The sequence below is a fragment of the Streptomyces sp. NPDC049887 genome (genome assembly GCF_040656535.1).
Lineage (GTDB): Bacteria > Actinomycetota > Actinomycetes > Streptomycetales > Streptomycetaceae > Streptomyces.
Genome location: NZ_JBFAMM010000002.1, coordinates 374,608 through 394,796 on the forward strand (window position 1 = coordinate 374,608; position 20,189 = coordinate 394,796).

The window sequence follows — 20,189 nt, forward strand, 5'->3', positions numbered from 1 at the left end:
TCTCGTCGGACGGCCCGACGCTCAGGCGCGGTCCACCGCGTCCCGGTCCGACAGCACCGTGCCCTCCCCGTCCGCCACCGGGTCGCCGACCGGGCCGCCCGCCGCCGGTTCGGGGGCCTGCCGTACCACCGGAGCCGTCGCCACCGGCCCCCCTCGACCGGTGAGGCGGGTGGCGAGGGGTTCGGTGAAGCGGGCGGTGAGCGGGCCCATGACGACGAGGATGAGGACGTACGCCGTGGCGAGCGGGCCCAGGGCCGGCTCGATGCCCGCGGTGACGGCGAGACCGGCGATGACGATGGAGAACTCGCCTCGCGCCACCAGCGTGCCGCCGGCGCGCCAGCGTCCCTTGACACCGACACCGGCCCGCTTGGCGGCCCAGTAGCCCGTCGCGACCTTCGTGCAGGCCGTGACGACGGCGAGGGCGAGCGCGGGCAGAATGACCGGCGGGATGCTCGCCGGGTCGGTGTGCAGACCGAAGAACACGAAGAAGACGGCCGCGAAGAGGTCCCGAAGCGGGCTCAGGAGGGTGTGGGCACCCTCCGCGACCTCGCCGGACAGGGCGATGCCCACGAGGAACGCGCCGACCGCCGCGGACACCTGCAGTTGCTGGGCGATGCCCGCGACCAGCAGCGTCAGCCCCAGCACGACCAGCAGCAGCTTCTCGGGGTCGTCGCTGGAGACGAAACGCGAGATGACCCGGCCGTAGCGCAGGGCCACGAACAGCACCGCTCCGGCCACGCCGAGGGCGATCGCGAGGGTGATGCTGCCCGCGGCGAGGCCGACCCCTGCCAGCAGGGCCGTGACGATCGGCAGGTACACCGCCATCGCCAGGTCCTCCAGGACGAGGATGCTCAGGACCACCGGCGTCTCGCGGTTCCCGATCCGCCCGAGGTCGCCCATCACCTTGGCGATGACGCCCGAGGACGAGATCCAGGTGACGCCGGCCAGGACCACCGCGGCCACCGGCCCCCACCCGAGCAGCAGCGCCGCGAGGGCGCCGGGCACGGCGTTCAGGGTGAAGTCGACGAGCCCGGCCGGGTACTGGGTCTTGAGGTTGGACACCAGGTCGCTGGCCGTGTACTCCAGGCCCAGCATCAGCAGCAGCAGGATGACTCCGATCTCGGCACCGATGGCGACGAACTCCTCGCTCGCGCCGAGCGGCAGGAGACCGCCCTCTCCGAAGGCGAGACCGGCGAGCAGGTAGAGCGGGATCGGGGAGAACCGGAAGCGCCCGGCGACACGGCCCAGGAGGCCGAGGCCGAGGATGATCGCACCGAACTCGATCAGGAAGAGGGCGGAGTGCACGCGGGTCACTCCCGTCCGAGGATGGCGGCCGCCGCCTCGATGCCCTCACGGGTACCGATGACGATCAGGGTGTCGCCGCCGGCGAGCCGGAAGTCGGGCGCCGGAGACGGGGTCGCCTCCGCCCTGCGCAGCACCGCGACCACGGACGCGCCGGTCTCCGTCCGCATCCGCATGTCGCCGAGTACGCGGCCGTTCCAGTGCGAATGGGCGGACAACTCGATTCGCTCGGCTACCAGGCCGAGGTCCGTGGTGTGGAGCACGTTGGGGCTGTGGTGGTCCGGCATCAGCGCGTCGATGAGCGATGCCGTCTCCCCCGACGACAGGTGCAGGGACTGGGCGCAGGCGTCTGGGTCGTCGGCGCGGTAGACGTTGACCGTCCGGGTGCCGTCCCGGTGCGCGACCACCGACAGATGGCGGTGTTCACGCGTGGTGAGGTCGTACTGGACACCGATGCCGGGCAGTGGCGTGGTGCTCATCCGTGAGGCAGGCACGGCCCATCCCCTCTGGTCTTGCGGACTGATGTGCGGACCGCGGCGCCCCGTTCGGGGACGCGCGCGGCGACGAGCAATGTTGCCACCTCGCCGCGGAGCCCGAACATGGGTGTCGGCACGTATGGACGCGCAGCCGCGTGGTCGAGAGGCGGCTCCGGGCGAAGAGGGTCGGGCCGGCTCCGCTGCAGCGGCTGACCCGCGCCATGACCACGGCCGATCTGCCGCGGCCGGGCGCCCGGCCGGTCGTCACGGGCCGGGGTGAGACGGCGGAGCTGACGAAGACGTTCAACGCGGTGCTCGACCGGCTGGAGGCCGAACGCGCCACGAGCAGCGGCCGGGTGCTCGTGGCGCGGGAGTCCGAGCGGCGGCACAGCGCCCAGGAGTTCCACGACGAGATGCCGCGGTGGCGGTGGCGGTAGCGGTGGTCACGGACCGGCCGGCCCGTTCCCCTGACGCCCCGGCAAGCCGTCGCGGTCGAGTGCTTGCCGGATCCGGCTGAGCCATTCCGTGCCCAGTCGGCGCCCGTCGGGGAGTCGGTCGCGCCGATCCCACCGCCACGTTGTGATCATCGCCGCCACGAGGATTCGGCACGCACGCAGCAAGTCCCGGTCGGCACCGGGATAGTGCTCGGCGACTTCCTCGGGCGCATGGGCGAGATCGAATTCGACGGGCCCACGACAACACGTCTCAAGGTCGATGAACAGCGGCCCGTGGCTCGTGCTCAGCACATTGCCCGGGTGCGGCTCACCGTGCAGCAGTTGCTCCGCGCCGCCGTACTCGCCGACGACTTGTCTCAAATCCCGCAATGTGTCGCCGAGCAGCCGCCGGTCCGCGTCGGCGAGCGCCGGGGTGTCGTCATGGTTCGCCACGAGTTGCTGAGCGCGCTCGACCCGATCCGTGAACCGCGGCGTCGGGACGTCGATCTCCCGCATGCCGGCGTGCAGCCGCCCGAGCGCAGTTGCGTAGTCGGCCGGTGAGGGCGCTCGAGGTGTCATGCGTTCGTGGTAGGTCCACAGCGTGATCTCGAAGCCGTCACGCTCATGAGCGCGTGGTTCCACACGAGGATCGAGCGCGACCACGGGACAGCCGGACGCGGCCAGCCGCCGGGCGAGCTCGACCTCGAACTGGGCGATCTGGCGCGCTGCGGGTGCCACCCGGGCCAGGACGTCACAGGGCAGCAGGCGCAGAGTGATCGTGTTCGAGTCCTGCAGAACGATCGCGTCATCGGCCCTCAGACCGAGTGAGGAGGCGGTCGACACGGCCGCGGCCACCGCACGCGGGACCTCTGACGCCTGCATCGTCGCCGGGCCCCTCTCCCTCGGGCGCTGACCATGGCTCTCCGCGCTGCGCACCATACCGAGTCGGTGCCGCGTCAGCCACGGCGCCCCTGCGCGACGCCGGGAACGGCGGCGACTGCGACGGCCCACAGCCCGGGGCGGTGCGGGGATGGCCCGCTCCTGGGGGCCCGGCGCCACGGCGGCGGCACGCACGCCCCGTCCGGGCCCGCGGTCACCGCGGGCCCGGACGGCCGGCTCCGGATGCCCCTCCCGACCGCGGAAGATGGGGCCGGCACCGATGTGCCGGCCCCCTGCCCGTGTGACGGTGGGTGTACCGCTCGCCGGCACTCCCTCCGGGCCGCGCGTCCGTGAACTGGTGCATCCGCTGCGCGACACGTTCGCCGCCGTCTTCTTCCTTCGCGTTCGGGCTCGCCATCGACCCCGGTGACGTCGTGCCGGTGGCGGGGGCGGTCTCAGCGGCGGCGGGCCTGACGATCGGGATGAACACGGCCGCCGGTCTGCTCGTCGCCCGGCTCTGCCTCCACGGTCCCGGCCCCGCCGCAGGGATCGCGGCCACGCTCCTGGCACGCGGGGGGTTCGCGCTGGTCCTGGCCGCCATGCCGCCGTCGCCGACCTCGACGCACGTCTGGCTCCGTTCATCGCCGGGTACGTGCTCGTCCTCGCCGTACTGGGCCCGGTCCTCGCAGCGCGGGGGACGGCCACGGCCGGGTCCGTCGCGGCCCCGGCGACGTGGACCCGTCGCAGGCGGATTGCCCGGGGCCGTCACCGCTGCCCGTCGATGTCGAGCCGTGGTTCGAGCACCCCTCACGCGGCGGCCGCCGACGGTACGGCCGCCGCGCGAAGCCGTTCTCGGTCCACGTGGGCGCGGCAGGCGAGCCGGGTGGCGTACGGGGAGAGGCGGCGTTCGGGGCGACGACCACCGCACCGGCCGGATGCGGCGGTGCCAGGGGCGACCGGCCGGACGCGCACCCTGGAGCGCCGTGAGCCGGTAGGCACCGACGACGCGACGCGGAAGCAACGCCCCCGTCCCTGCTGCCGCGCGGGGAGCAGAAGCGCTCCCGCGTGCGGGCCCCGCACCGCGAACGTCGGGCGCACCCCGCCCGTGCTGCACAGCCGCGCCCGTCTTGCGCATCCGCGCACCCTCGCGCCAGGTGGCGGCTACGCCGCCATCGCGTCGCTGCCCCCGCCGAGCGCGTGCAGTTCGGGCAGCAGCTTGTCCTCGGCCCAGGCCAGAAAATCGTGCTGGGTGTCGCCCCCGATCTGCACGAGGGCGACCTCGGTGAAGCCCGCGTCGACGAAGGCGCGCACCGCCTCCACGACCGCCTCCGGGTCGTCGCCGCAGGGGACGGCCTCCGCCACGTCCTCGGGCCGTACGTACCGGGTGGCCGCCGCGACCGAGTCGGGGTGCGGAAGTTCCGCATTCACCTTCCAGCCCATGCCGAACCACTTGAACTGTTCGTGCGCGCGACGCACCGCGGCGTCGCGGTCGGTGTCGTAGCAGACGGCCAGCTGTCCGATGCGGGGCTTGCCCGCTCCCCCGGCACGCGCGAAGGACTCGGTGAGGGAGCGCGCGGGCTCGACCGCGACCATGAGGTCGGCGAGTCGCCCCGCGAGTCCGCAGGACCGGTCGCCCGAGACGGCGAGGCCGATCGGCGGCGGCTCGTCCGGCAGGTCCCACAGCTTGGCGGAGTCCACGGTGAAGTAGCCGCCGCGCCTGCTGACGTGCTCCCCGCGGAACAGCTCCCTGATGATCCCGACCGCCTCGCCGAGCATCTCCAGGCGCACGTCGGCAGGCGGCCAGTCCCCGACGACGTGCTCGTTGAGGTTCTCGCCCGATCCCAGTCCGAGCCGGAACCGCCCCTCCGACAGGATCTGGAGGGTTGCCGCCTTCTGCGCCACGACGGCTGGGTGGTACCGCATCGTCGGGCACGTGACGAAGGTCATCAGGGGGATCTCGGAAGTGGCCTGCGCCGCCGCGCCGAGCACGCTCCAGGCGTACGGCGAGTGCCCCTGGGCGCGCAGCCAGGGAAAGGCGTGGTCGGAGGTAACGGAGAAGTCGAACCCGACGTCCTCCGCGTGCATCACGTGATCGACCAGCTGCCGGGGGCCGGCCTGTTCCGACATCATCGTGTATCCGATTTGCACCATATTGCCTGGTTGCCCTTCGCCAGTGCCGGGAAACTCCGCCGCCGGCCCCCATCACGAAAGCCTCAGGGCAGCGGCGTACCTCCGGTGGCGTTGAGGACTTCCGCCGTGATGAAACGCGCCTGGTCGGAGGCGAGGAAGACATATGCCGGGGACATTTCCACCGGTTGCGCCGGCCTGCCGAGCGGAGCCTGCTTTCCGAACTCCTCGGTGTCGGGCATCGTCGCCGGGATCAGGGGCGTCCACACCGGCCCCGGCGCGACGGCGTTCACACGCACTCCGTCCGCAGCGACCATCCGGGCCAGCCCCTGCGTGAAGGTCACGATGGCGCCCTTGCTCGTCGCGTAGTCCAGCAGGTGCGGACTGGGCTTGTACGCCTGTACGGACGTGGTGTTGATGATGCTGCCGCCGCGGGGAATGTGCGGCAACGCCATCTTGGAGAGCCAGAACATACCGTAGAGGTTGGTTCGCATCACCCGGTCGAACTGCTCGGTGGAGATGGCGCCGATCCCCTCCGGCTGGGACATCTGGTATGCGGCGTTGTTGACCAGGACGTCGATACGGCCGAACTCCTCGACAGCCCGTTCGATCACGGACCGGCACTGGTCCTCCTCCCGGATGTCACAGCTCACCGCCACTGCCTTGCGACCCGCCTCCTCGACGAGCCGGGCGGTCTCCCGGGCGTCCACCTCCTCCTCCGGCAGATACGTGAAGAGGACGTCGGCTCCCTCGCGCGCGTACGCCAGTGAGACCGCCCTGCCGATACCCGAATCGCCACCGGTCACCACCGCCGCGCGCTCCCGAAGGAGGCCGTGCCCCACGTACGTCGTCTCTCCGTGGTCCGGGGGCGGATCCATGGGCCCCGTCCATCCGGGATGCGCCTGCTGCTGGTCGGCGAATTCCGGCTGCGGGTGGGCGGTGACGGGGTCGATCCGTTCAGGTTCCCTCGCTGCCATCTCGTCCGTCCTCTCGACTCGGTACGACCCTTCCGCGATCGTCGTGGGCGCGACGATCCGGCGGGAGCGCCCCGGTCCCTCGCGCTTCCGGGGCACCGGGCGGCTGCCCGCCCGTCCGTCCACCAAACCCGGGGCCCCCTGCCAGACGCCCGGCGGCCTGTGTGACTCCGAACGGGCGAGGGTGGGCACACGAAGCGAGGCCCCTGCGCGCCGCAGGAAAGACATGAAGGCGAGAAACAGGTGGCCCGTACCCTGCGAGTCGACGGCCGCCCGCGATCAGTCCACCGATCCAGACGCAGCGCCCCGTCGCGTCCGAAGCTTGGAGCCTTCCCGTGCACCGAGACGCCCTCCGCATCTATCTCAACGACCACTTGTCCGGTGCGACGTCCGGGGTCGAACTCGCCCGGCGGATGGCGCGCGCCCACCGGTCGTCCCCGCGCGCCTCGGAACTGCGTCGGCTCGCGGACGACATCGCACAGGACCGCAAGACCCTTCGGGACCTGATGGGAGTTCTCGACATCGCCCCCCACCGGTACAAGATCTGCGCCGGCTGGGCCATGGAGAAGGCAGCCCGGTTCAAGCCCAACGGGCGGGCACTGCGACGCGCGGGGCTCAGCACGATCGTCGAACTGGAGGCGCTCCGGATGGGTATTCAGGGGAAGTACATGCTCTGGCGTGCCCTCACCCCGCTGGCGCAGCGGACAGGACCGGTCACCACGGCACAGTTGGACGAGCTGATGGACCGCGCACAGGGCCAGATGGCCACCGTGGAGGAACTGCACCTGGCCGCGGCCGGCACGGTCCTCAACCGGGAGCGGGGCTGACCGGGAATCGCCGCGTCACGGCTGCCGGGCCGGCCTCCGGCCCGGCCCCTGCCGCGGACCCGGTCAGGATCTGAGCCAGGTCCTGAGCATGCCTGGGCGACGGGTGCGCCGTGGGGCTCCACGCCGACCACGTCGATGACCGCGTCCGTCCCGCGCCCCTCGGTGAGGCCACGGACGGCGTCGATCAGATCCTCGCCCGGGCTCGCACGTCGAAGGTCCTCACACGCGGTTCGTTCACGGACGGGGGTGAGGAGTCCGGACCGGCACCCGTTGCCGTGCCCTCGCCCGGTCTCCTCCGCCCCTGACCGTCCTCAGCCCTTGACCAGACGACGTACGTTCTCCACGGACCCGCAGTCGGAGGCGAGCAGCCCGTCGCGTTCGCGCCGGAAGGCCTCGCCGAGTTCCGCCCGCCGCTCCTCGGGCACATGGCGGCGGGCTTCGTTGAGCAGGGTCCTCTCCTCCTCGTCGAGGTGGTGACCGACGGCCCGGACCAGGTTCTCCAGCCTCTCGTCCCACTCGTCGTCGCCGGCACCGTCCGCCTCCAGCAGCGCGAGAAGTGCCTCGTTGCCTTCGGCGTGCTCCTCCTCGCCGTGGTCGACCTCGTCGTTGTCGATCTTCCTGTAGCGCCTCAGCGCGGGATAGACCTCAGACTCCTCGGCCTCGCCGTGGGCGATGAGCAGCCGCGAGAACTCACGGAGGGCCTTCGCTCGGTCCGCTTCGATGCTGCGCATCCTGCGGAGGAGGTCCTCCATCGTCCGGTGGTCCTCGAGAATCAACTCCACCACATCGTGGGACGCCATCGCTGCCTTCCTTCGGGAATCGTGATCTGCGGGCATGTGCTCGTTTCAGCCGTCGCGAGGGAGCAGCGGGCCGAGCGGGCCCAGGTCGATGTTCAGGTCCTCCGGGCGGAGCCCGAACTTCTCCAGCAGTTCGTCCATGCGCTCCTCGAGCAGCATGAGCGTGAGGCCGATGCGCTCCTCCTGCTCTTCCGTGAGGTCGCCGGTCTCCACCCGGCGCAACGCCTGGCGTTCCATGAGCTGTCGCAGCAACTCGACGACGGTGAGCACCAGTTGGGCAAGGTCGCGCTCGACGGTGTCGGGGTCGAGGTCCATGTGCCGCCCGCTCATGCCGTCCCTCCCGGCGATGCGCCGGCGCCCGGCCCGTACGTGCCGGGGCCGCCGCCGTCCTCGAAGGGCGAGGCGACCACGGACCCGACCGAGCAGATGAGCGCGTTGAGGTCGATGCGCACGAGGTCGACGTCCGCGATCCGCAGGGTCAGATCACCCTTGATCACCACGCCGCCCGCGAGCAGCCGGTCCAGCAGATCGACCAGCGCCAACTGCCGCTGTGCGAGCGGTCCGGCCTCCAGTGACGCCGTCCGGGTGTCCCGCGGCACGGCCGGATCCGTCGAAGTCGTCACTCCGCCTCGCTCCCCTCGACTTCCGGTACGGCCGTGGTGACGGCGAAGGAGTACGGCGCCCACGGCCCGGTCAGCTCCACGCGGATGCCGGTACCCGCCGGCGTCAGCCGCCGCACCTCGTCGGCGAACGCGTCGCCGTCCTCGCGGGGCACGAGATAGGCGGCATTGAGCACGTTCCCACGTGCCGCTCCCGGCAGCCTGGGGTCCTGGGGCCGGTGAACCCGCTCGGCCTCCGCGTACCGGGAGAGCTCCGTGTGCAGGGTGCGCGAGACGGCCTCGGCCCGGGCCCAGACGCCCTCGGTGGCGTCGCGGCGGCGCATCCGCTGCCGCAGGTAGTCACGACCGGATGCGGGGCGACGGCCCCGCACGGGCGCGTCGCCGGAGCCACCGGGAGCAGTGCCTTCCGGCCGGTCCTCTCGCCCCGTCCGGACGTCCCGTGCGCCGCCCCCGGGTTCCCGGGTGTCGTCGCCCCCCTCTTCGGCATAGACCTTGACCCCCCATTCGACGCGCCCGTCAAGCCGTTCAAGGGCCCGGGTGAACTGCTCGCGACCGGCGTCCAGCAGCCGCCGGACGCCGTCGTCGTCCCGGCACACCGTCACCAGGCGCAGGGGAAGCGGTGTGGTGGCCGTGGTCAGCGCACTGACCACGGCGTCATGGCCGCGTGCGGTGGCGGCGAGCCAGTCGAGGTCCTCCAGCCGTTCGCGAAGGGCGAGGTCGGAGAACTCCTCGGCGGGCACGTCGCTCAGCACGGCGACGAGACCGTCGTGCGCCAGCAGCCTCGCCCGGGCTCCGGACACCCCTTGCACCTCTTCGCACGGGGTTGCGCCGGCACCGTCGAAGGGCCGGGTCACGGCGTACACATAGCGAACCTCCGTCATGCGGTATCCGCCTCCAGGGCAGCGATGCGCTGTCGCAACCGCTCGTTCTCCTCGGAGAGTTCACGCCTGCGGGCTCCGGACGACAGCGAGGGGTCGTCCTCCCACCAGTCGATGCCCATCTCCTTCGCCCGCTCGACCGAGGCGACGACGAGGCGCAGCTTGATGGTGAGCAGTTCGATGTCGAGCAGATTGATGCGGATGTCGCCGGCGATGACGATGCCCTTGTCGAGCACCCGTTCGAGGATGTCGGCGAGGTTGGCTCCCGATGCTCCTGAGCCGTAGGGGTCCGGGAGCCGGCTCGGGGTGGTCATGTTCGTCCTCCGGTCCCGGCCTCGGCGCGGGCCGTCTCGCGGTCGTGGGTCTCTTCGGCGTGCGACTCGTTTTCATCCGACCCGTGTTGACACGACTCGCGGTCGCACGGCTCGCGGTGGTCGAGCTCCTGCTCGCCCCGGCCCGTGGTGTCGTCGCGGTCGGCATCGGTCCGGGCGCGGCCCTCCCACTCTCCGGCCCGCTCGGCCATCGCGACGCGCCGCGCGAAGCCCGTGAGGTCGAGGCGTGCCCGGCGGCTCGGGGTGCCCAGCCGGGCGCCGGCGCGCTGGACGAGCCCTCTCGGTCGGTACTCGACGACGAGCAGGACCCGGGTGAGTGTGTCCCCGATCGCGTGGAAGGTCACGACACCGTCGACGGTGCCCTTCGCCCCGCGCGAGGTCCAGACGACTCCGGTCTCGTCCGAAGCCCTATCGCCCCTGGTCCCCATCGCGAATGCGGGCAGCGCTTCCTGACGGTTCCACAGGTCGAACGCGCGGGCCACGGGTGTCCCGACATCGACGGACTCCACCACGAGGGCGGGGCCGCCGTCGCCTCCGGCGCGGACCCGCCTGGCGATGCGATCGGTGATGCCGTCCCTGAGGCGGGAGGCGCCCATCTCCACCGCCGCGCGCAGCGGGCTTTTTCCCTGCGAGAGCTTCCGGCCGCCGTCGAGGGCGAGCCTCGCGAAGCCGGGACTGCGGCCGTCGGCGATGTCCTGCAGCGTGACGACGGCCCGGCCGAGCCCACGGCCGAGGGAGGCCAGCAGGTACTCCGCACGGGCGACGGCATGGTCGCGGAGTTCGGTCTTCACGCGCTCGACCGCGTCCGGGTCCACCGTGGAGAGCAGGCCGCCGTGGCCTCTCGTGTCAGTCATCGGTTCGGCCCTCCCGTGCGGAAGCGCTCCTCGCGGCGGCGGTGGTTCGCTTCGCCGGCGTCCTCTTCCGGGACGAGGACGCCTTCTTGGCGGTGGACTTGGCGGTGGTCCTGGCGCCGGTCTTCGCGGTGGTGTCGGTCGTCGCGGGCTTCCGGTCGGCCGGCTTCCGCGGCGTGGTCTTGCCGGCCGGCGTCTTCCCCGCCGCGGCCTTCCTGGCCGCGGCTCCCTTGTTCGCCGCCTTCTTCGCGGCCTTCCTCCTGGCCGGCGCCTTCCCGGACGCGGACTCCTCCCCCGCCGAGCCGGAGTCGGTGGCGCCGGTCGCCCGCTTCGCGGCGGGCGCGGTCTTCTTCGGCTCCGCCGTCGGCGCGGTGGGTTGCTGCGACCTCTCGGGTACGGTCTCGCCGGGGGCGGACTGCCCGAGGTCGTCGGCGTCGGCGTCGTCGAAGTCGAAGTCGTCGTCGGGGCGATGCGCCGCCCCCGGCCCGACGGCCCCGTACACCCGGTCCCGGACGTCGAGCGTGCGTTCGCGCAGACGGTCCGCCAGCCCGTTGAGCTGCCGGTTGACGACGGCGCCGACCGCGGCGCTGCCGACGCCGTTCAGGTCCTCGCGCAGCTGGTAGCCGATCTCCTTGAACTGAGGATTGCCCCGGAAGGGATGGGTGATCACCCCGACCAGTGCGCGCGGCCCCAGGCCGAGCCGCCTGCACACCACGACGGTGCCGACGGCGAGGGCGAGTTTCGCCTTCCTCGTGCGCCCCAGCACATAGCCCGCGCCGACCGCGAGCCCCACTGCGAGCCCGTTGTTCATCGTGCCGCCGCCCCTCTGCTCATGACGTCCCCGCCGCCCTCTCCAGCCGGTCGAGGAGCTCGTCCTCGCGACGGTCGAACTCCTCCTCGCCGATCTCGCCCTCCTCCAACTGACGTTCCAGGAGAGCCAGTTCGCGCCGGATGGTCGAAGGGTCGTAGTACCGCCGCTCCGCCTCGTCGGCGACCTGCCGGAGCACCCAGAAGGTGCCCCGGACCGGCGCCGCGGGAAGGAGCAGCAGCTCACCCAGCAGTCCCATGGGGGCTCACTCCACGAAGCTGTAGGGAGGCAGTGGGCCGTTGAGCTGGAGCGACAGGTGCGGGTTGTCCTTGGCCAGCTTGTCGACGGCGGCGACGAACGCGTCCGCGTCGTCCCGGGCGACCAGGCAGGAGATATTGGCCAGCCAGCCGGTGGACTCCGGACCGACGCTGATCGACTCGGTCAGACCGCCGAGTTCGCGGTGCACGATGTCGGCGTCGATCAGCTCCCGCTGCTGCACGGCCGCCACGATCCGCTCGCCGAGCCGGAGCTTCTGCTCCTGGGTTCCGCCGCCGGCGGCCTTGTTGGCCTCGCTCATGGCGCGCAGCTCGGCGTTCTCGGCGAGGATGCGGTGCAGTACGGCCTCCTCGTCGTGGGATGCCTTCACGTTGTACTCGACCCTGCCGTCGAGGGCCGTGAGCCGCTGCTCGAAGTGCTCCGCGCGTTCCGCGAGGACCGCCTTCACCGCGTCGTCGTCGGGCGACACCCCGCCGAACCGCATCGGCAGCACCGCGCCGGTCGCGGATGCCTCGGCGAGAACGTTCTGGTGGGCGAGCAGGTCCCGGCGCTTGGGCCTCAGGTTCTCGGGCGCGTCGCTGACGATGGCGATCAGGTCGCCGCCGACCACGGTCCGCACCGGGAGCGGCGGATCGCCGACTCCGACGAGTTCGGTCGCCGGGCCCGGGTGGGAGCGGCGGGCGATGCCGTAGACGTAGGTGCTCACTCCTGCTCCTCCTTCTTGCGCGACGTGGTGCGGCGGGTGCGCGACCTGCTCTCCGAGCCGCTCTCGTCACGGGCCTTCTCGAAGGCCTCGGAGATGGTCTGGGCTGCGCCCGAGAGCGCACCCTTGGACTTGCCGCGCGCGCCGGACTCGGTTATCTCTCCGACGAGATCGGGCAGTCCGGGGCTGGCGTTGCGGCCCGATTCCAGGTCGAGGCGGTTGCACGCCTCGGCGAAGCGCAGATAGGTGTCGACGCTCGCGACGACGACTCGGACGTCGATCTTCAGGATCTCGATGCCGACCAGCGACACCCGTACGAACGCATCGATCACGAGCCCCCGGTCGAGGACGAGCTCGAGGACGTCGTACAGTCCGCTGGTACCGCCGCCGGAGCGGCCCTGTTGTGCCGGAACAACCGTCATGGTTCCGGTCCTCCCTCTCTGGTCGTCATGGTCCGTGCGCCTCGGTCCGGTCGGCGGGCACGCCGACGGGCTCCCGCGGTCACGCACGGGTGCAGGGCACGGGGTGGATGCGACGGAGGCGCGGGGCCGTGGTCGCGGGCACCGTGCCCGGAGCCGTCGGCCGGTGGTCCGGAGCCTCAGGAGGAGTCCGCCCTCCCGCGCTCGTATCGCCGGACGCGCCGGTACGTGGTCAGCTCGCCGTCGGGGTCCAGGGAGACCTCGTACGTCGCGAGCAGACTTGTCGTGTCGGGGATACGGGCGAGCTCGACCACCTCGACGGCGAGCTCCCAGCCGTCCTCCGTGCGCGCGAAGGACGACACCGACTCGACCTGCCTTCCGGTGAGTTCGGTGAGCTGGTCGCGGGCCGCCCGCATGACGTCGATCGCCGTCGACGGACGGTCCGCCCCGGTGTCACCGCCACCGGACCTTCTGGTTGAGTTGGTCATCGCGACCTCGTCCTCCTTCTGGTTGCCGCATGTCGTCGGCGAAAACCTGGCTGTGTGTCACAGACGTGAACCGGCACCGGCGCCCGGCGCCCTCCGAGGCATCGGCGCAGTCCCGGGCGGGACGGGTGCCGATGCCGAGGGGACACACTCCCTCCGGGCGGCGGACCGAACCAGGACCGCGGCGGCCGCCGGTGCGGCGGCGGGCGGCCCGGCGGCCCACGCGGGTGCCTCCCCGCCGAGCAGGAGTACGAGGCAGCCGACGAGAGCCGCCGCGCCCCGTACAGAGCCCGGCGGCTCCCGCCATGCCGTGGCGGAGCGCCGTGCGAGGCTGCTTCGTCACCCGTTCGCACGGCTCGTCCGCGAGCGCTTCCCGGGCGGCCCGGACCGTCCGGCCCGAGGGTTTGGTGTCCATGGGCGCTCGCGTACCCGGAGTCCCGTCCGACACGCGCGCGGATGCGGAGGGTGCCGTGAGGACATCCGGACTGGCCGCTCTGCCCGCACGGCGGGGCGTGGTCCGAAGGGCGGCCGCGGCGAGGACGCCGCCCCCGCTCAGTCGGCCGGCGGCAGCAGGGGGCCCAGGGGCCCGAGGTCCAGGTTGAGGTCCTCCATCGTCAGCCCGTACTGGGCGCACAGGTCCGTCATGCGGTCGTGGAGGATCATGAGCGTCGCCCCCAGCCGCTCCTCCTGCTCCTCGGAGAGGTCGCCCTGGTCCACCCGGTGCAGCGCCTGACGCTCCATCAGCTGGCGGAGCAGTTCCACGAGCGTGAGGACGAGCCGCACGAGGTCGCGTTCCACGGTGTCGGGGTCGGCGCTGATCCTGCGGGCGGGTGACGGCGCGGCCCGGCCCGGCGCGGGCAGGTCCTGCGGCGCGGCGGGCAGCAGGCGGAAAGCCCTGGCCGCGGCTTCGGCGACCTCGTCGAAGCGGCGGCCCCGCTCCCCCTCCGCCTCAGGGGTCACCGCCACCGCCCCCTGCCGTGTCACCGCTCTCCGTCGCGCGCCGGGGGAGACCCCCGACCGCCGAGGCGCCGCTCCCGGAAATGGCACTGCCCGCCGAGGCGCCGCTCCCGGGAAAGGCAGTGCCCGCCGAGGCGTCGGCGCCCTCCGACGAGCGGATCGACATGATGAGGGCACGGAGCGAGATGCGTACGAGATCGATGTCCGCGATGGACAGGACCACGTCCCCGGTCAGGACGACACCCCCGCTGAGCAAACGGTCCAGCAGGTCGATGAGGGCGACCTGACGGTCCGGCAGGGCGGATCCGGTCTCCGAGGGCCGGGAAGACGTCGCCGGCAGCGGGCGGGGCTCCGTCACGTCTCCGCGCCCCGCTCGTACCCGGCGGGCGCCCGTGAGTGGGCCGTGGACTCCCCTGGCTCGCCGCTCGCCCGGCCGGCGTTTCCCCTCGGCCCGGCCGCATCACCTGATTCGCCCCCGGCCGTGTCCCCGCCTCGTGGCGCCTGCGCCGCTTCCTCCGGCTCTGCTTCCTCCGGCTCCGGCGTGTCCGGCGGGGTGGCGAACGAGTACGGCGCCCAGGGGCCGGTGAGTTCGACCCGTACCCCGTCCAGGCCCTCCGCCGCACGGCCGACCTCGTCGCGGAACTCCTCGGCCCGGTCCCGCGGCACGAGGTACGCGTCGTTGAGGACGTTCTCGCCCGGTGCGGCCGCGAGTTCGCCCTGCTGCACGCGATGACGGGCCCGGCCGACGGCGTGGCGGCGACCCGTCTCCTCGATTCGCTCGGCCGCGGTCCGCGCCGCGCGGTGGGCCGTGTCCCGAACGGTGCGCTGGGCCTTGCGGGTGCGCAGGTACGCCCGCCCCGGGCTGAGCTCCTCGGACCCCGTCGGTTCGGCGGGCTCGGAGGCAGATGAGGCCGACGGCTCGACGTAGATCTTCACACCCCACTCCACATGGGCGGCGAGGTGGGACAGCCGTTCCGCGAGCGACTCCCGCTGCGCGTCCAGGGCACTCCTCGCCCGCTCGTCGTCCAGATACACGGTGGCCAGGCGCAACGGCAGGACGGTGGTGCGCGCTGAGAGCTGCTCGATCACCGCGTGGTGGGCGCGGGCGACGGACTCCAGCCATCGCAGGTCCTCCAGGTGCCGCTTGAGGGCCTCCTCCTGGAAGTCCTCGGACGGCACGGGGCTCACCGCGATCAGCAGCCGGGCACCACCGGTGAGGGGGAGCAGGCGTACGGGCCCTTCGGCGACACCGACGAGTTCGGCGACGGCTTCCCGCAGGCCGGGCGCCTCCCGCAGCACGGCATAGACGTAGCTGACGCGGTCACTCATCGCGTGCCTTCCCGGTGCGCCGAGCCGGGCGGGACCGCCTCGGCGGCTCCTCCTCGACGAGTTCGGCCTCGGCCGGCTCCCCCTCCGCCTCCTCGGCGGGAACGGACCGCTCGCCGGCAACGGAACGGCGCCCGCCCTCAGGCAGCGGTTCGCCCCGGCGCAGGGCCTCGACCTCGGCCCTCAACCTCCGGTTCTCCTCGGCGAGCGAACGTTCGCCACCGCGGGCCCGCGAGGACAGCGCGGGATCGTGCTCCCACCAGTCGATGCCCATCTCCTTGGCCTTGTCGACCGAGGCGACCAGCAGGCGGAGTTTGATGGTCAACAGCTCGATGTCGAGCAGATTGATCTGGATGTCGCCCGCGATGACGATCCCCTTGTCCAGCACGCGCTCCAGGATGTCCGCCAGATTGGCGGTGGAGCTCTGCCCGTACGGCGCGGCCCTGGACGGATAGGACCCCATCCTGCCGGCCAGCGGATCGGTCACGGCAGACCCCGCTCCTGCCGGAACTCCCTGATCTCCTCGAGCCGGTCCAGCAGCTCGTCCTCGCGGCGGTCGAAGGTCTCCTCGTCGATCTCCCCGGCGCGCAGCCGCGCCTCCAGCGCCGCCAGCTCCCGCTGCACGGGCTCGGGGTCGTAGTACTCGTTCTCCGCCGCCTCCAGCACCCGGTCCATCACCCAGGCGACCCCGCGCACGGGCGCCAGCGGAAGGGTCACGATCTGCGTGAGCAGGCCCATGGGATCACCTCAGACGAAGCTGTACGGGGGGAGCGGGCCGTTGAGCCGGAACTCGAAGTCGTCCCCCATCTGGTTCGCGACGCTCAACTCGGTGGTGAGGAAGAACTCCTCCTGCTCCTCTGCCACCAGGAAGGAGACGCTGAGGAAGTCCTCACCGGTGGGCTGGGAGGTCTGCTGGTCCCGGGCGAAGGGTCGGAGCGCCTCGACGACTCCGGCGGCCAGGGACGCGTGGCGCGCTTCGACCTCCCTGGCGACCAGTTCACCGAGCGCCAGGGACACGTCGGGGCCGGCCCTGCCGCCCCGGACCGCGTCGTTGAGTTCCCGCGCCTCGGGGGAGTCCTCGAGGATCTGCCGCAGCAGGGCTTCCTCGTCCTGCTTGACCTTCAGGTTGTACTCGGCGCAGCCCTCCAGCACGGAGAGGCGGTCCGCGTAATCCGCCGCCCGCTCCTCCAGGGCCTCCCTGACGGCGTCGTCGTCCGGCGCCGTGAGTCCGAACCGCAAGGGCAGGACCGTGCCGTCGGCGATCAGCCGGTTCTGGACCTCCTGGTGCGCCGTGAGATCACGGCGCTTGGGGCGCAGGTCCTCGGGAGCGTCGCTGACCACCGCCGTCAGTGATCCTGACGTCACGGTACGCAGTGGGGACGGCGGGTCGCCGACTCCGGTGACGCCGTCCAACCGGAGCGGATGCTGCTTTCCGACGACGGAGTACACATAGACGGCCATGGGTCAGTCCTCCTCGCGTTCCCTCGAACGCCGGGGCCTCCGGGTCGCCGTGCGCCGCCTCCGTGCCACGGGCTCCCGTTCCTGCTCCTCCGTCTCGTCCCGCTCGTCCTGCCCTTCCCGCTCGTCCTGTTCTTCCCCGTCGCCCTTGAGGCTGCCCGTCACGGCCTCCACCGCCCCCGAGAGCGCGCCCTTGGACTTGCCGTGGGCGCCCTTCTCGACGGTGTCGCCGACGAGGTCGGTCAGCTGCGACGGCTTCTTGCCACCCTCCAGATCGAGGCGGTTGCACGCCTCGGCAAAGCGGAGGTACGTGTCCACGCTGGCCACGACGATACGGGCGTCGATCCTCAGAATCTCGATACCGACGAGCGAGACCCGCACGAAGACGTCGATGACGAGTCCGCGATCGAGAATGAGTTCCAGGACGTCGTAGAGGCTGCTGCTGCCACCCCTGGAGACACCGCCTCCGCCCTGCGGCACCACGGTCATGGCGCCTCCCTTCACCGGGCCGACCGCTCAGGGCCTGCGGTCGATCTGCCCTCTGGTGTATCTGCGCTTGCGTTCGTAAGCCACCAGATCACCCTCCTTGTCCAGGGTGACCCGGTAGCTGGCCATCACGCTGGTCGTCTCGGGGATCCTCTCCAGTTCCACGACCTCCACATCGGCCTCCCAGCCGTCCTCGGTCGGTCTGAGGGCCGACACCGATTCGGGCGGCCGCCCGAGCAGCTGCGCCAGCTGCTGCGCCGCGGAGCGCATGGCCCGGGCGGCCGTGTCCTTGCGCTTGCGTTTCGCGGGCTGCTCTGCAGGGGCCATGTCGTTTCTCCGGGACGGAGCGGACGCCACATTCCACATGTGAACCTACAATTTCACTATATAGGGACATGTGAGTCGTGTGTGGGGCGGTGCCCTGCGGTGGCTGCGGTCTTCCCTGCCTTCCCTCAACGCCCTTTGCGAAGGGAACAGTTCATGAACGACACGACCAAGATGGCTCTCGCGGCGGCGGTTGCGGGCGGATACCTGCTGGGACGCGCCAAGAAGGGTCGACTCGCCTTCGCCATGGCGACCTACATCGCAGGGCGGCGCTTCGGCCTGGACCCCCAGCAGCTGGCGGCGGAAGGGCTGCGCAGGCTGAAGGACGTGCCGCAAGTGGCCGAGCTCAACGAACAGATACGGGGCGAGCTGCTGGATGCCGGCCGCAGGGCCATCACGGCGACGGCGGACCGCAAGCTCGCGGATCTGGCGGACTCGCTCCATGAGCGCACGCTCCACCTCGGGGAGAAGGGCGGGGAGGAGGAGTACGAGGACGAGGACGAGGACCAGTACGAGGAACCCGAGGAAGAGGAAGAGGAAGAAGAGGACGAGGAGGAAGAGCCCGAGGAAGAGGGGGAGCCCGAAGCCGAGACGGAGGAGGAGGAACCGGAGGAGGAGGAACCGGAGCCGCCACGCCGCCGGGGCGCCACAAGGGGACGGCAGCAGCCGGGCTCGCGCAGGACGGCCGCCAAGAAGGCCCCGGCTCGGCCCGCGAGGCGAGGTACGGCGAAGAAGGCGCCCGCGAAGAAGACGGCTGCCAAGAAGACGGCTGCCAAGAAGGCCGCGGCGAAGAAGACACCCGCGAAAAAGGCACCCGCGCGGAAGACCACCGCCAAGAGGGCGGCGCCCAAGAAGGCCGCCGCGAAGAAGACATCACCCAGGAAGGCACCCGCCAAGAAGACCGCGGCGAAGAAGGCGGCTCCGCGCAAGTCGGCCGCCAAGAAGACGGCCGGACGGCGGAGGTAGGGCCATGGCCAAGGCAGCACGGAGCTCCAAGGGCGGCGAGGCCTCCGGCCTCGACCTGCTGCGCGACGAACTGGTCGACTTCCTCGGCGCCCAGGTCGAGAGTCTGGCGGACAAGGCCGGGGACAAACTCTCCGATCTCACCGACCAGTTGCTCGACGCGGCCGAGAACGGCGGCCCGCTGCCCGGCGGCGTCATGAAGGCCGTCATCGGGAGCAAGGCCAAGGACGTCAAGGACAACGTGGTGGGCAAGGCCCAGGATCTGCTCGGCGGCGGCAAGGGCAAACGGAAATCCGGCGGTGGCAAGTCCACGGAAATCCTCGAGGTCCACGACGTGGGCGTGCCGATCCGCACAGCCTACGACCACTGGACCCAGTACGAGGCGTTCAGCGACTTCACCAAGGGTGTGCGCAGCGTGTCGAAGGACAGCGACGACGTGCACAGCGACTGGAAGGTGAAGGTCGGGCCCTCGACCAGGGGCTGGAAGGCGACCGTTCAGGAGCAGATACCCGACGAGCGGATCATGTGGACGTCCGAGGGCGCCAAGGGCACCACACGCGGCTGCGTCAGCTTCCACTCCGTGACGCCGTCCCTCACGCGGATCGTGCTCATCGTCGAGTACTACCCGTCCGGGTTCTTCGAGAAGACGGGAAATCTCTGGCGCGCCCAAGGCCGGCGACTGCGGCTGGACTTCAAGAAGTTCGTCCGCCATGTCACCTTCGCCGAGGAGGAGCCCGAGGGGTGGCGTGGGGAAATACGTGACGGTGAGGTGGTCCGCAGCCACGAAGAGGCACTGGAGGACGAGGAACGGGAACAGGAGGAAGGCGAGTACGACGAGGAGGGCGACGGTGAGGACGAGGAATACGACGAGGAGGAGGACGAGGAATACGCGGACGAGGACCAGGGTCCCGAGGACGACGAGTACGAGGACGAGTACGACGAAGAGGACCAGGACGAGGACCAGGATGAGGACGAATACGTCAAATGAGGTTTGAGGATATTGGCCCGAGGTAGCAGCAATGGCGTAGCGGACGAACCGTTCGGACGCTCAAGGGGCTGATGTCACATGGCTGCACAGGGAAAGAAGATCCGCGGCAAGGCCCAGGAGACCGTCGGCAAGGCCAAGCAGAAGGCCGGCGAGGTCACGGGCAACGAGGAGCTCCGCGCGAAAGGGACCTCCGACCGCTTGGCGGGCAAGGGCAAGGAGAAGGCCGCCGAGGCCGAGCAGACGGTCCGCGGGACCGCCGAAGAGCTGAAGGGCAAGGCTCGCAAGAACATGTGAGGGCTCCCCGCGCGGGACCCGGTCCCGGAAGCCCGGAACCGGATGACTCCCGGGAGCGGGTCGACGTCCTCCCCACCACGGGCCTCCCACTGGGGAGGCCCGTGACGCGTACGTCGCCCGCCGGGGCGAAGGGCAGCCGAGACATCGGCGAACGACGCGCCGCGGGAAGGCGTTTCGGGCTGCCGTCGCCCCGCGTACGGCGGTT

28 protein-coding genes and 3 pseudogenes are annotated in these 20,189 nt (G+C 71.4%); 6 read left to right on the forward strand and 25 right to left on the reverse strand.

Features of this window, described 5'->3' with window-relative positions; all coding sequences use genetic code 11:
• Nucleotides 1-21: 21 nt before the first annotated feature.
• Entirely contained in the window at nt 22-1,305 is a 1,284-nt protein-coding gene (locus AB0J10_RS03760) for a cation:proton antiporter (RefSeq protein WP_363057591.1), read from the reverse strand.
• A gap of 5 nt (nt 1,306-1,310) precedes the next feature.
• Complete coding sequence (locus AB0J10_RS03765; protein ID WP_363057421.1) at nt 1,311-1,781, reverse strand: TrkA C-terminal domain-containing protein; 471 nt, start codon at nt 1,779-1,781, stop codon at nt 1,311-1,313.
• Between the two features lie 152 nt (nt 1,782-1,933).
• On the opposite strand from AB0J10_RS03765, the pseudogene AB0J10_RS03770 reads away from it, so the two are divergent.
• A pseudogene (locus AB0J10_RS03770) lies at nt 1,934-2,194 on the forward strand (hypothetical protein); the annotation flags it as partial.
• A gap of 27 nt (nt 2,195-2,221) precedes the next feature.
• Here the strand turns inward: AB0J10_RS03770 and AB0J10_RS03775 are convergent.
• On the reverse strand, nt 2,222-3,094 hold the full coding sequence (locus AB0J10_RS03775) for an aminoglycoside phosphotransferase family protein (protein WP_363057593.1): 873 nt from the start codon (nt 3,092-3,094) through the stop codon (nt 2,222-2,224).
• Nucleotides 3,095-3,398: 304 nt separating this feature from the next.
• Here AB0J10_RS03775 and AB0J10_RS03780 point away from each other — a divergent pair.
• Nucleotides 3,399-3,785: pseudogene (locus AB0J10_RS03780) on the forward strand (cation:proton antiporter); the annotation flags it as partial.
• A 467-nt stretch (nt 3,786-4,252) separates the two neighbouring features.
• Here the strand turns inward: AB0J10_RS03780 and AB0J10_RS03785 are convergent.
• Both AB0J10_RS03785 and AB0J10_RS03790 read right to left on the reverse strand, forming a co-directional pair.
• On the reverse strand, nt 4,253-5,242 hold the full coding sequence (locus tag AB0J10_RS03785; protein WP_363057423.1) for a TIGR03557 family F420-dependent LLM class oxidoreductase: 990 nt from the start codon (nt 5,240-5,242) through the stop codon (nt 4,253-4,255).
• A 62-nt stretch (nt 5,243-5,304) separates the two neighbouring features.
• The gene (locus tag AB0J10_RS03790; protein ID WP_363057425.1) at nt 5,305-6,195 is read right to left on the reverse strand and encodes an SDR family oxidoreductase; all 891 of its coding nucleotides are present in this window, start codon (nt 6,193-6,195) and stop codon (nt 5,305-5,307) included.
• Between the two features lie 332 nt (nt 6,196-6,527).
• Between AB0J10_RS03790 and AB0J10_RS03795 the strand changes: the two genes are divergently transcribed.
• Nucleotides 6,528-7,019, forward strand: a complete 492-nt coding sequence (locus AB0J10_RS03795; protein WP_363057427.1) for a hypothetical protein — start codon at nt 6,528-6,530, stop codon at nt 7,017-7,019.
• A gap of 89 nt (nt 7,020-7,108) precedes the next feature.
• Here the strand turns inward: AB0J10_RS03795 and AB0J10_RS03800 are convergent.
• The 20 genes and pseudogenes from AB0J10_RS03800 to AB0J10_RS03895 all read right to left on the reverse strand — a co-directional run.
• Nucleotides 7,109-7,243: pseudogene (locus AB0J10_RS03800) on the reverse strand (glutathione-dependent formaldehyde dehydrogenase); the annotation flags it as partial.
• An 87-nt stretch (nt 7,244-7,330) separates the two neighbouring features.
• A complete protein-coding gene (locus tag AB0J10_RS03805; protein WP_363057428.1) occupies nt 7,331-7,819 on the reverse strand; it encodes a hemerythrin domain-containing protein in 489 nt (162 codons plus the stop codon).
• Between the two features lie 45 nt (nt 7,820-7,864).
• Entirely contained in the window at nt 7,865-8,146 is a 282-nt protein-coding gene (locus AB0J10_RS03810) for a gas vesicle protein K (RefSeq protein ID WP_363057430.1), read from the reverse strand.
• Nucleotides 8,143-8,388, reverse strand: a complete 246-nt coding sequence (locus tag AB0J10_RS03815) for a gas vesicle protein (protein ID WP_363057595.1) — start codon at nt 8,386-8,388, stop codon at nt 8,143-8,145. The genes AB0J10_RS03810 and AB0J10_RS03815 overlap by 4 nt, the downstream gene beginning before the upstream one ends.
• A gap of 47 nt (nt 8,389-8,435) precedes the next feature.
• Nucleotides 8,436-9,317, reverse strand: coding sequence for a GvpL/GvpF family gas vesicle protein (locus AB0J10_RS03820; RefSeq protein ID WP_363057432.1), 882 nt, complete (start codon nt 9,315-9,317; stop codon nt 8,436-8,438).
• A complete protein-coding gene (locus AB0J10_RS03825) occupies nt 9,314-9,628 on the reverse strand; it encodes a gas vesicle protein (protein WP_363057434.1) in 315 nt (104 codons plus the stop codon). The genes AB0J10_RS03820 and AB0J10_RS03825 overlap by 4 nt, the downstream gene beginning before the upstream one ends.
• A complete protein-coding gene (locus AB0J10_RS03830; RefSeq protein ID WP_363057436.1) occupies nt 9,625-10,500 on the reverse strand; it encodes a hypothetical protein in 876 nt (291 codons plus the stop codon). The genes AB0J10_RS03825 and AB0J10_RS03830 overlap by 4 nt, the downstream gene beginning before the upstream one ends.
• A complete protein-coding gene (locus AB0J10_RS03835) occupies nt 10,493-11,308 on the reverse strand; it encodes a hypothetical protein (RefSeq protein WP_363057438.1) in 816 nt (271 codons plus the stop codon). The genes AB0J10_RS03830 and AB0J10_RS03835 overlap by 8 nt, the downstream gene beginning before the upstream one ends.
• A gap of 19 nt (nt 11,309-11,327) precedes the next feature.
• Nucleotides 11,328-11,564, reverse strand: coding sequence for a gas vesicle protein GvpG (locus AB0J10_RS03840; RefSeq protein WP_363057440.1), 237 nt, complete (start codon nt 11,562-11,564; stop codon nt 11,328-11,330).
• 6 nt (nt 11,565-11,570) lie between these two features.
• The gene (locus AB0J10_RS03845) at nt 11,571-12,287 is read right to left on the reverse strand and encodes a GvpL/GvpF family gas vesicle protein (RefSeq protein ID WP_363057442.1); all 717 of its coding nucleotides are present in this window, start codon (nt 12,285-12,287) and stop codon (nt 11,571-11,573) included.
• Nucleotides 12,284-12,706 (reverse strand): gas vesicle structural protein GvpA, encoded by a 423-nt coding sequence (locus AB0J10_RS03850; RefSeq protein WP_363057444.1) that lies wholly within the window; start codon nt 12,704-12,706, stop codon nt 12,284-12,286. The genes AB0J10_RS03845 and AB0J10_RS03850 overlap by 4 nt, the downstream gene beginning before the upstream one ends.
• A 176-nt stretch (nt 12,707-12,882) precedes the next feature.
• Entirely contained in the window at nt 12,883-13,191 is a 309-nt protein-coding gene (locus AB0J10_RS03855; RefSeq protein ID WP_363057446.1) for a gas vesicle protein, read from the reverse strand.
• 549 nt (nt 13,192-13,740) lie between these two features.
• On the reverse strand, nt 13,741-14,148 hold the full coding sequence (locus AB0J10_RS03860; RefSeq protein ID WP_363057448.1) for a gas vesicle protein K: 408 nt from the start codon (nt 14,146-14,148) through the stop codon (nt 13,741-13,743).
• On the reverse strand, nt 14,138-14,485 hold the full coding sequence (locus AB0J10_RS03865; protein WP_363057597.1) for a gas vesicle protein: 348 nt from the start codon (nt 14,483-14,485) through the stop codon (nt 14,138-14,140). The genes AB0J10_RS03860 and AB0J10_RS03865 overlap by 11 nt, the downstream gene beginning before the upstream one ends.
• Before the next feature lie 14 nt (nt 14,486-14,499).
• Nucleotides 14,500-15,474, reverse strand: a complete 975-nt coding sequence (locus AB0J10_RS03870) for a GvpL/GvpF family gas vesicle protein (RefSeq protein WP_363057450.1) — start codon at nt 15,472-15,474, stop codon at nt 14,500-14,502.
• Nucleotides 15,467-15,934: a gas vesicle protein gene (locus tag AB0J10_RS03875; RefSeq protein WP_363057599.1), complete on the reverse strand. Its 468-nt coding sequence runs from the start codon at nt 15,932-15,934 to the stop codon at nt 15,467-15,469. The genes AB0J10_RS03870 and AB0J10_RS03875 overlap by 8 nt, the downstream gene beginning before the upstream one ends.
• Nucleotides 15,935-15,954: 20 nt before the next feature.
• Nucleotides 15,955-16,209, reverse strand: a complete 255-nt coding sequence (locus tag AB0J10_RS03880) for a gas vesicle protein GvpG (RefSeq protein WP_363057452.1) — start codon at nt 16,207-16,209, stop codon at nt 15,955-15,957.
• Between the two features lie 9 nt (nt 16,210-16,218).
• The gene (locus tag AB0J10_RS03885) at nt 16,219-16,932 is read right to left on the reverse strand and encodes a GvpL/GvpF family gas vesicle protein (protein ID WP_363057454.1); all 714 of its coding nucleotides are present in this window, start codon (nt 16,930-16,932) and stop codon (nt 16,219-16,221) included.
• 3 nt (nt 16,933-16,935) lie between these two features.
• Nucleotides 16,936-17,418 (reverse strand): gas vesicle structural protein GvpA, encoded by a 483-nt coding sequence (locus AB0J10_RS03890; protein ID WP_363057456.1) that lies wholly within the window; start codon nt 17,416-17,418, stop codon nt 16,936-16,938.
• Nucleotides 17,419-17,445: 27 nt separating this feature from the next.
• Nucleotides 17,446-17,742 (reverse strand): gas vesicle protein, encoded by a 297-nt coding sequence (locus tag AB0J10_RS03895; RefSeq protein ID WP_363057458.1) that lies wholly within the window; start codon nt 17,740-17,742, stop codon nt 17,446-17,448.
• A gap of 153 nt (nt 17,743-17,895) precedes the next feature.
• On the opposite strand from AB0J10_RS03895, the gene AB0J10_RS03900 reads away from it, so the two are divergent.
• The 3 genes from AB0J10_RS03900 (at nt 17,896) to AB0J10_RS03910 (ending at nt 19,984) form a co-directional block, all read left to right on the forward strand.
• The gene (locus tag AB0J10_RS03900; RefSeq protein ID WP_363057460.1) at nt 17,896-18,705 is read left to right on the forward strand and encodes a histone H1-like repetitive region-containing protein; all 810 of its coding nucleotides are present in this window, start codon (nt 17,896-17,898) and stop codon (nt 18,703-18,705) included.
• A gap of 4 nt (nt 18,706-18,709) precedes the next feature.
• Nucleotides 18,710-19,690 carry an SRPBCC family protein gene (locus tag AB0J10_RS03905; RefSeq protein WP_363057462.1) on the forward strand — a complete coding sequence of 327 codons (981 nt, stop codon included), beginning with the start codon at nt 18,710-18,712 and terminating at the stop codon, nt 19,688-19,690.
• 78 nt (nt 19,691-19,768) lie between these two features.
• A complete protein-coding gene (locus AB0J10_RS03910) occupies nt 19,769-19,984 on the forward strand; it encodes a CsbD family protein (RefSeq protein WP_363057464.1) in 216 nt (71 codons plus the stop codon).
• Nucleotides 19,985-20,189: the final 205 nt, after the last annotated feature.

Bases quoted from the DNA above. Each gene is read 5' to 3' on its own strand.
- AB0J10_RS03890 (WP_363057456.1), bottom strand. From the start codon at position 17,418: ATGACCGTGGTGCCGCAGGGCGGAGGCGGTGTCTCCAGGGGTGGCAGC.
- AB0J10_RS03785 (WP_363057423.1), bottom strand. From the start codon at position 5,242: ATGGTGCAAATCGGATACACGATGATGTCGGAACAGGCCGGCCCCCGG.
- AB0J10_RS03805 (WP_363057428.1), bottom strand. From the start codon at position 7,819: ATGGCGTCCCACGATGTGGTGGAGTTGATTCTCGAGGACCACCGGACG.
- AB0J10_RS03775 (WP_363057593.1), bottom strand. From the start codon at position 3,094: ATGCAGGCGTCAGAGGTCCCGCGTGCGGTGGCCGCGGCCGTGTCGACC.
- AB0J10_RS03810 (WP_363057430.1), bottom strand. From the start codon at position 8,146: ATGAGCGGGCGGCACATGGACCTCGACCCCGACACCGTCGAGCGCGAC.
- AB0J10_RS03905 (WP_363057462.1), top strand. From the start codon at position 18,710: ATGGCCAAGGCAGCACGGAGCTCCAAGGGCGGCGAGGCCTCCGGCCTC.
- AB0J10_RS03790 (WP_363057425.1), bottom strand. From the start codon at position 6,195: ATGGCAGCGAGGGAACCTGAACGGATCGACCCCGTCACCGCCCACCCG.
- AB0J10_RS03900 (WP_363057460.1), top strand. From the start codon at position 17,896: ATGAACGACACGACCAAGATGGCTCTCGCGGCGGCGGTTGCGGGCGGA.
- AB0J10_RS03895 (WP_363057458.1), bottom strand. From the start codon at position 17,742: ATGGCCCCTGCAGAGCAGCCCGCGAAACGCAAGCGCAAGGACACGGCC.
- AB0J10_RS03875 (WP_363057599.1), bottom strand. From the start codon at position 15,934: ATGGGGTCCTATCCGTCCAGGGCCGCGCCGTACGGGCAGAGCTCCACC.
- AB0J10_RS03870 (WP_363057450.1), bottom strand. From the start codon at position 15,474: ATGAGTGACCGCGTCAGCTACGTCTATGCCGTGCTGCGGGAGGCGCCC.
- AB0J10_RS03885 (WP_363057454.1), bottom strand. From the start codon at position 16,932: ATGGCCGTCTATGTGTACTCCGTCGTCGGAAAGCAGCATCCGCTCCGG.
- AB0J10_RS03825 (WP_363057434.1), bottom strand. From the start codon at position 9,628: ATGACCACCCCGAGCCGGCTCCCGGACCCCTACGGCTCAGGAGCATCG.
- AB0J10_RS03855 (WP_363057446.1), bottom strand. From the start codon at position 13,191: ATGACCAACTCAACCAGAAGGTCCGGTGGCGGTGACACCGGGGCGGAC.
- AB0J10_RS03910 (WP_363057464.1), top strand. From the start codon at position 19,769: ATGGCTGCACAGGGAAAGAAGATCCGCGGCAAGGCCCAGGAGACCGTC.
- AB0J10_RS03840 (WP_363057440.1), bottom strand. From the start codon at position 11,564: ATGGGACTGCTGGGTGAGCTGCTGCTCCTTCCCGCGGCGCCGGTCCGG.
- AB0J10_RS03830 (WP_363057436.1), bottom strand. From the start codon at position 10,500: ATGACTGACACGAGAGGCCACGGCGGCCTGCTCTCCACGGTGGACCCG.
- AB0J10_RS03835 (WP_363057438.1), bottom strand. From the start codon at position 11,308: ATGAACAACGGGCTCGCAGTGGGGCTCGCGGTCGGCGCGGGCTATGTG.
- AB0J10_RS03820 (WP_363057432.1), bottom strand. From the start codon at position 9,317: ATGACGGAGGTTCGCTATGTGTACGCCGTGACCCGGCCCTTCGACGGT.
- AB0J10_RS03880 (WP_363057452.1), bottom strand. From the start codon at position 16,209: ATGGGCCTGCTCACGCAGATCGTGACCCTTCCGCTGGCGCCCGTGCGC.
- AB0J10_RS03765 (WP_363057421.1), bottom strand. From the start codon at position 1,781: ATGAGCACCACGCCACTGCCCGGCATCGGTGTCCAGTACGACCTCACC.
- AB0J10_RS03850 (WP_363057444.1), bottom strand. From the start codon at position 12,706: ATGACGGTTGTTCCGGCACAACAGGGCCGCTCCGGCGGCGGTACCAGC.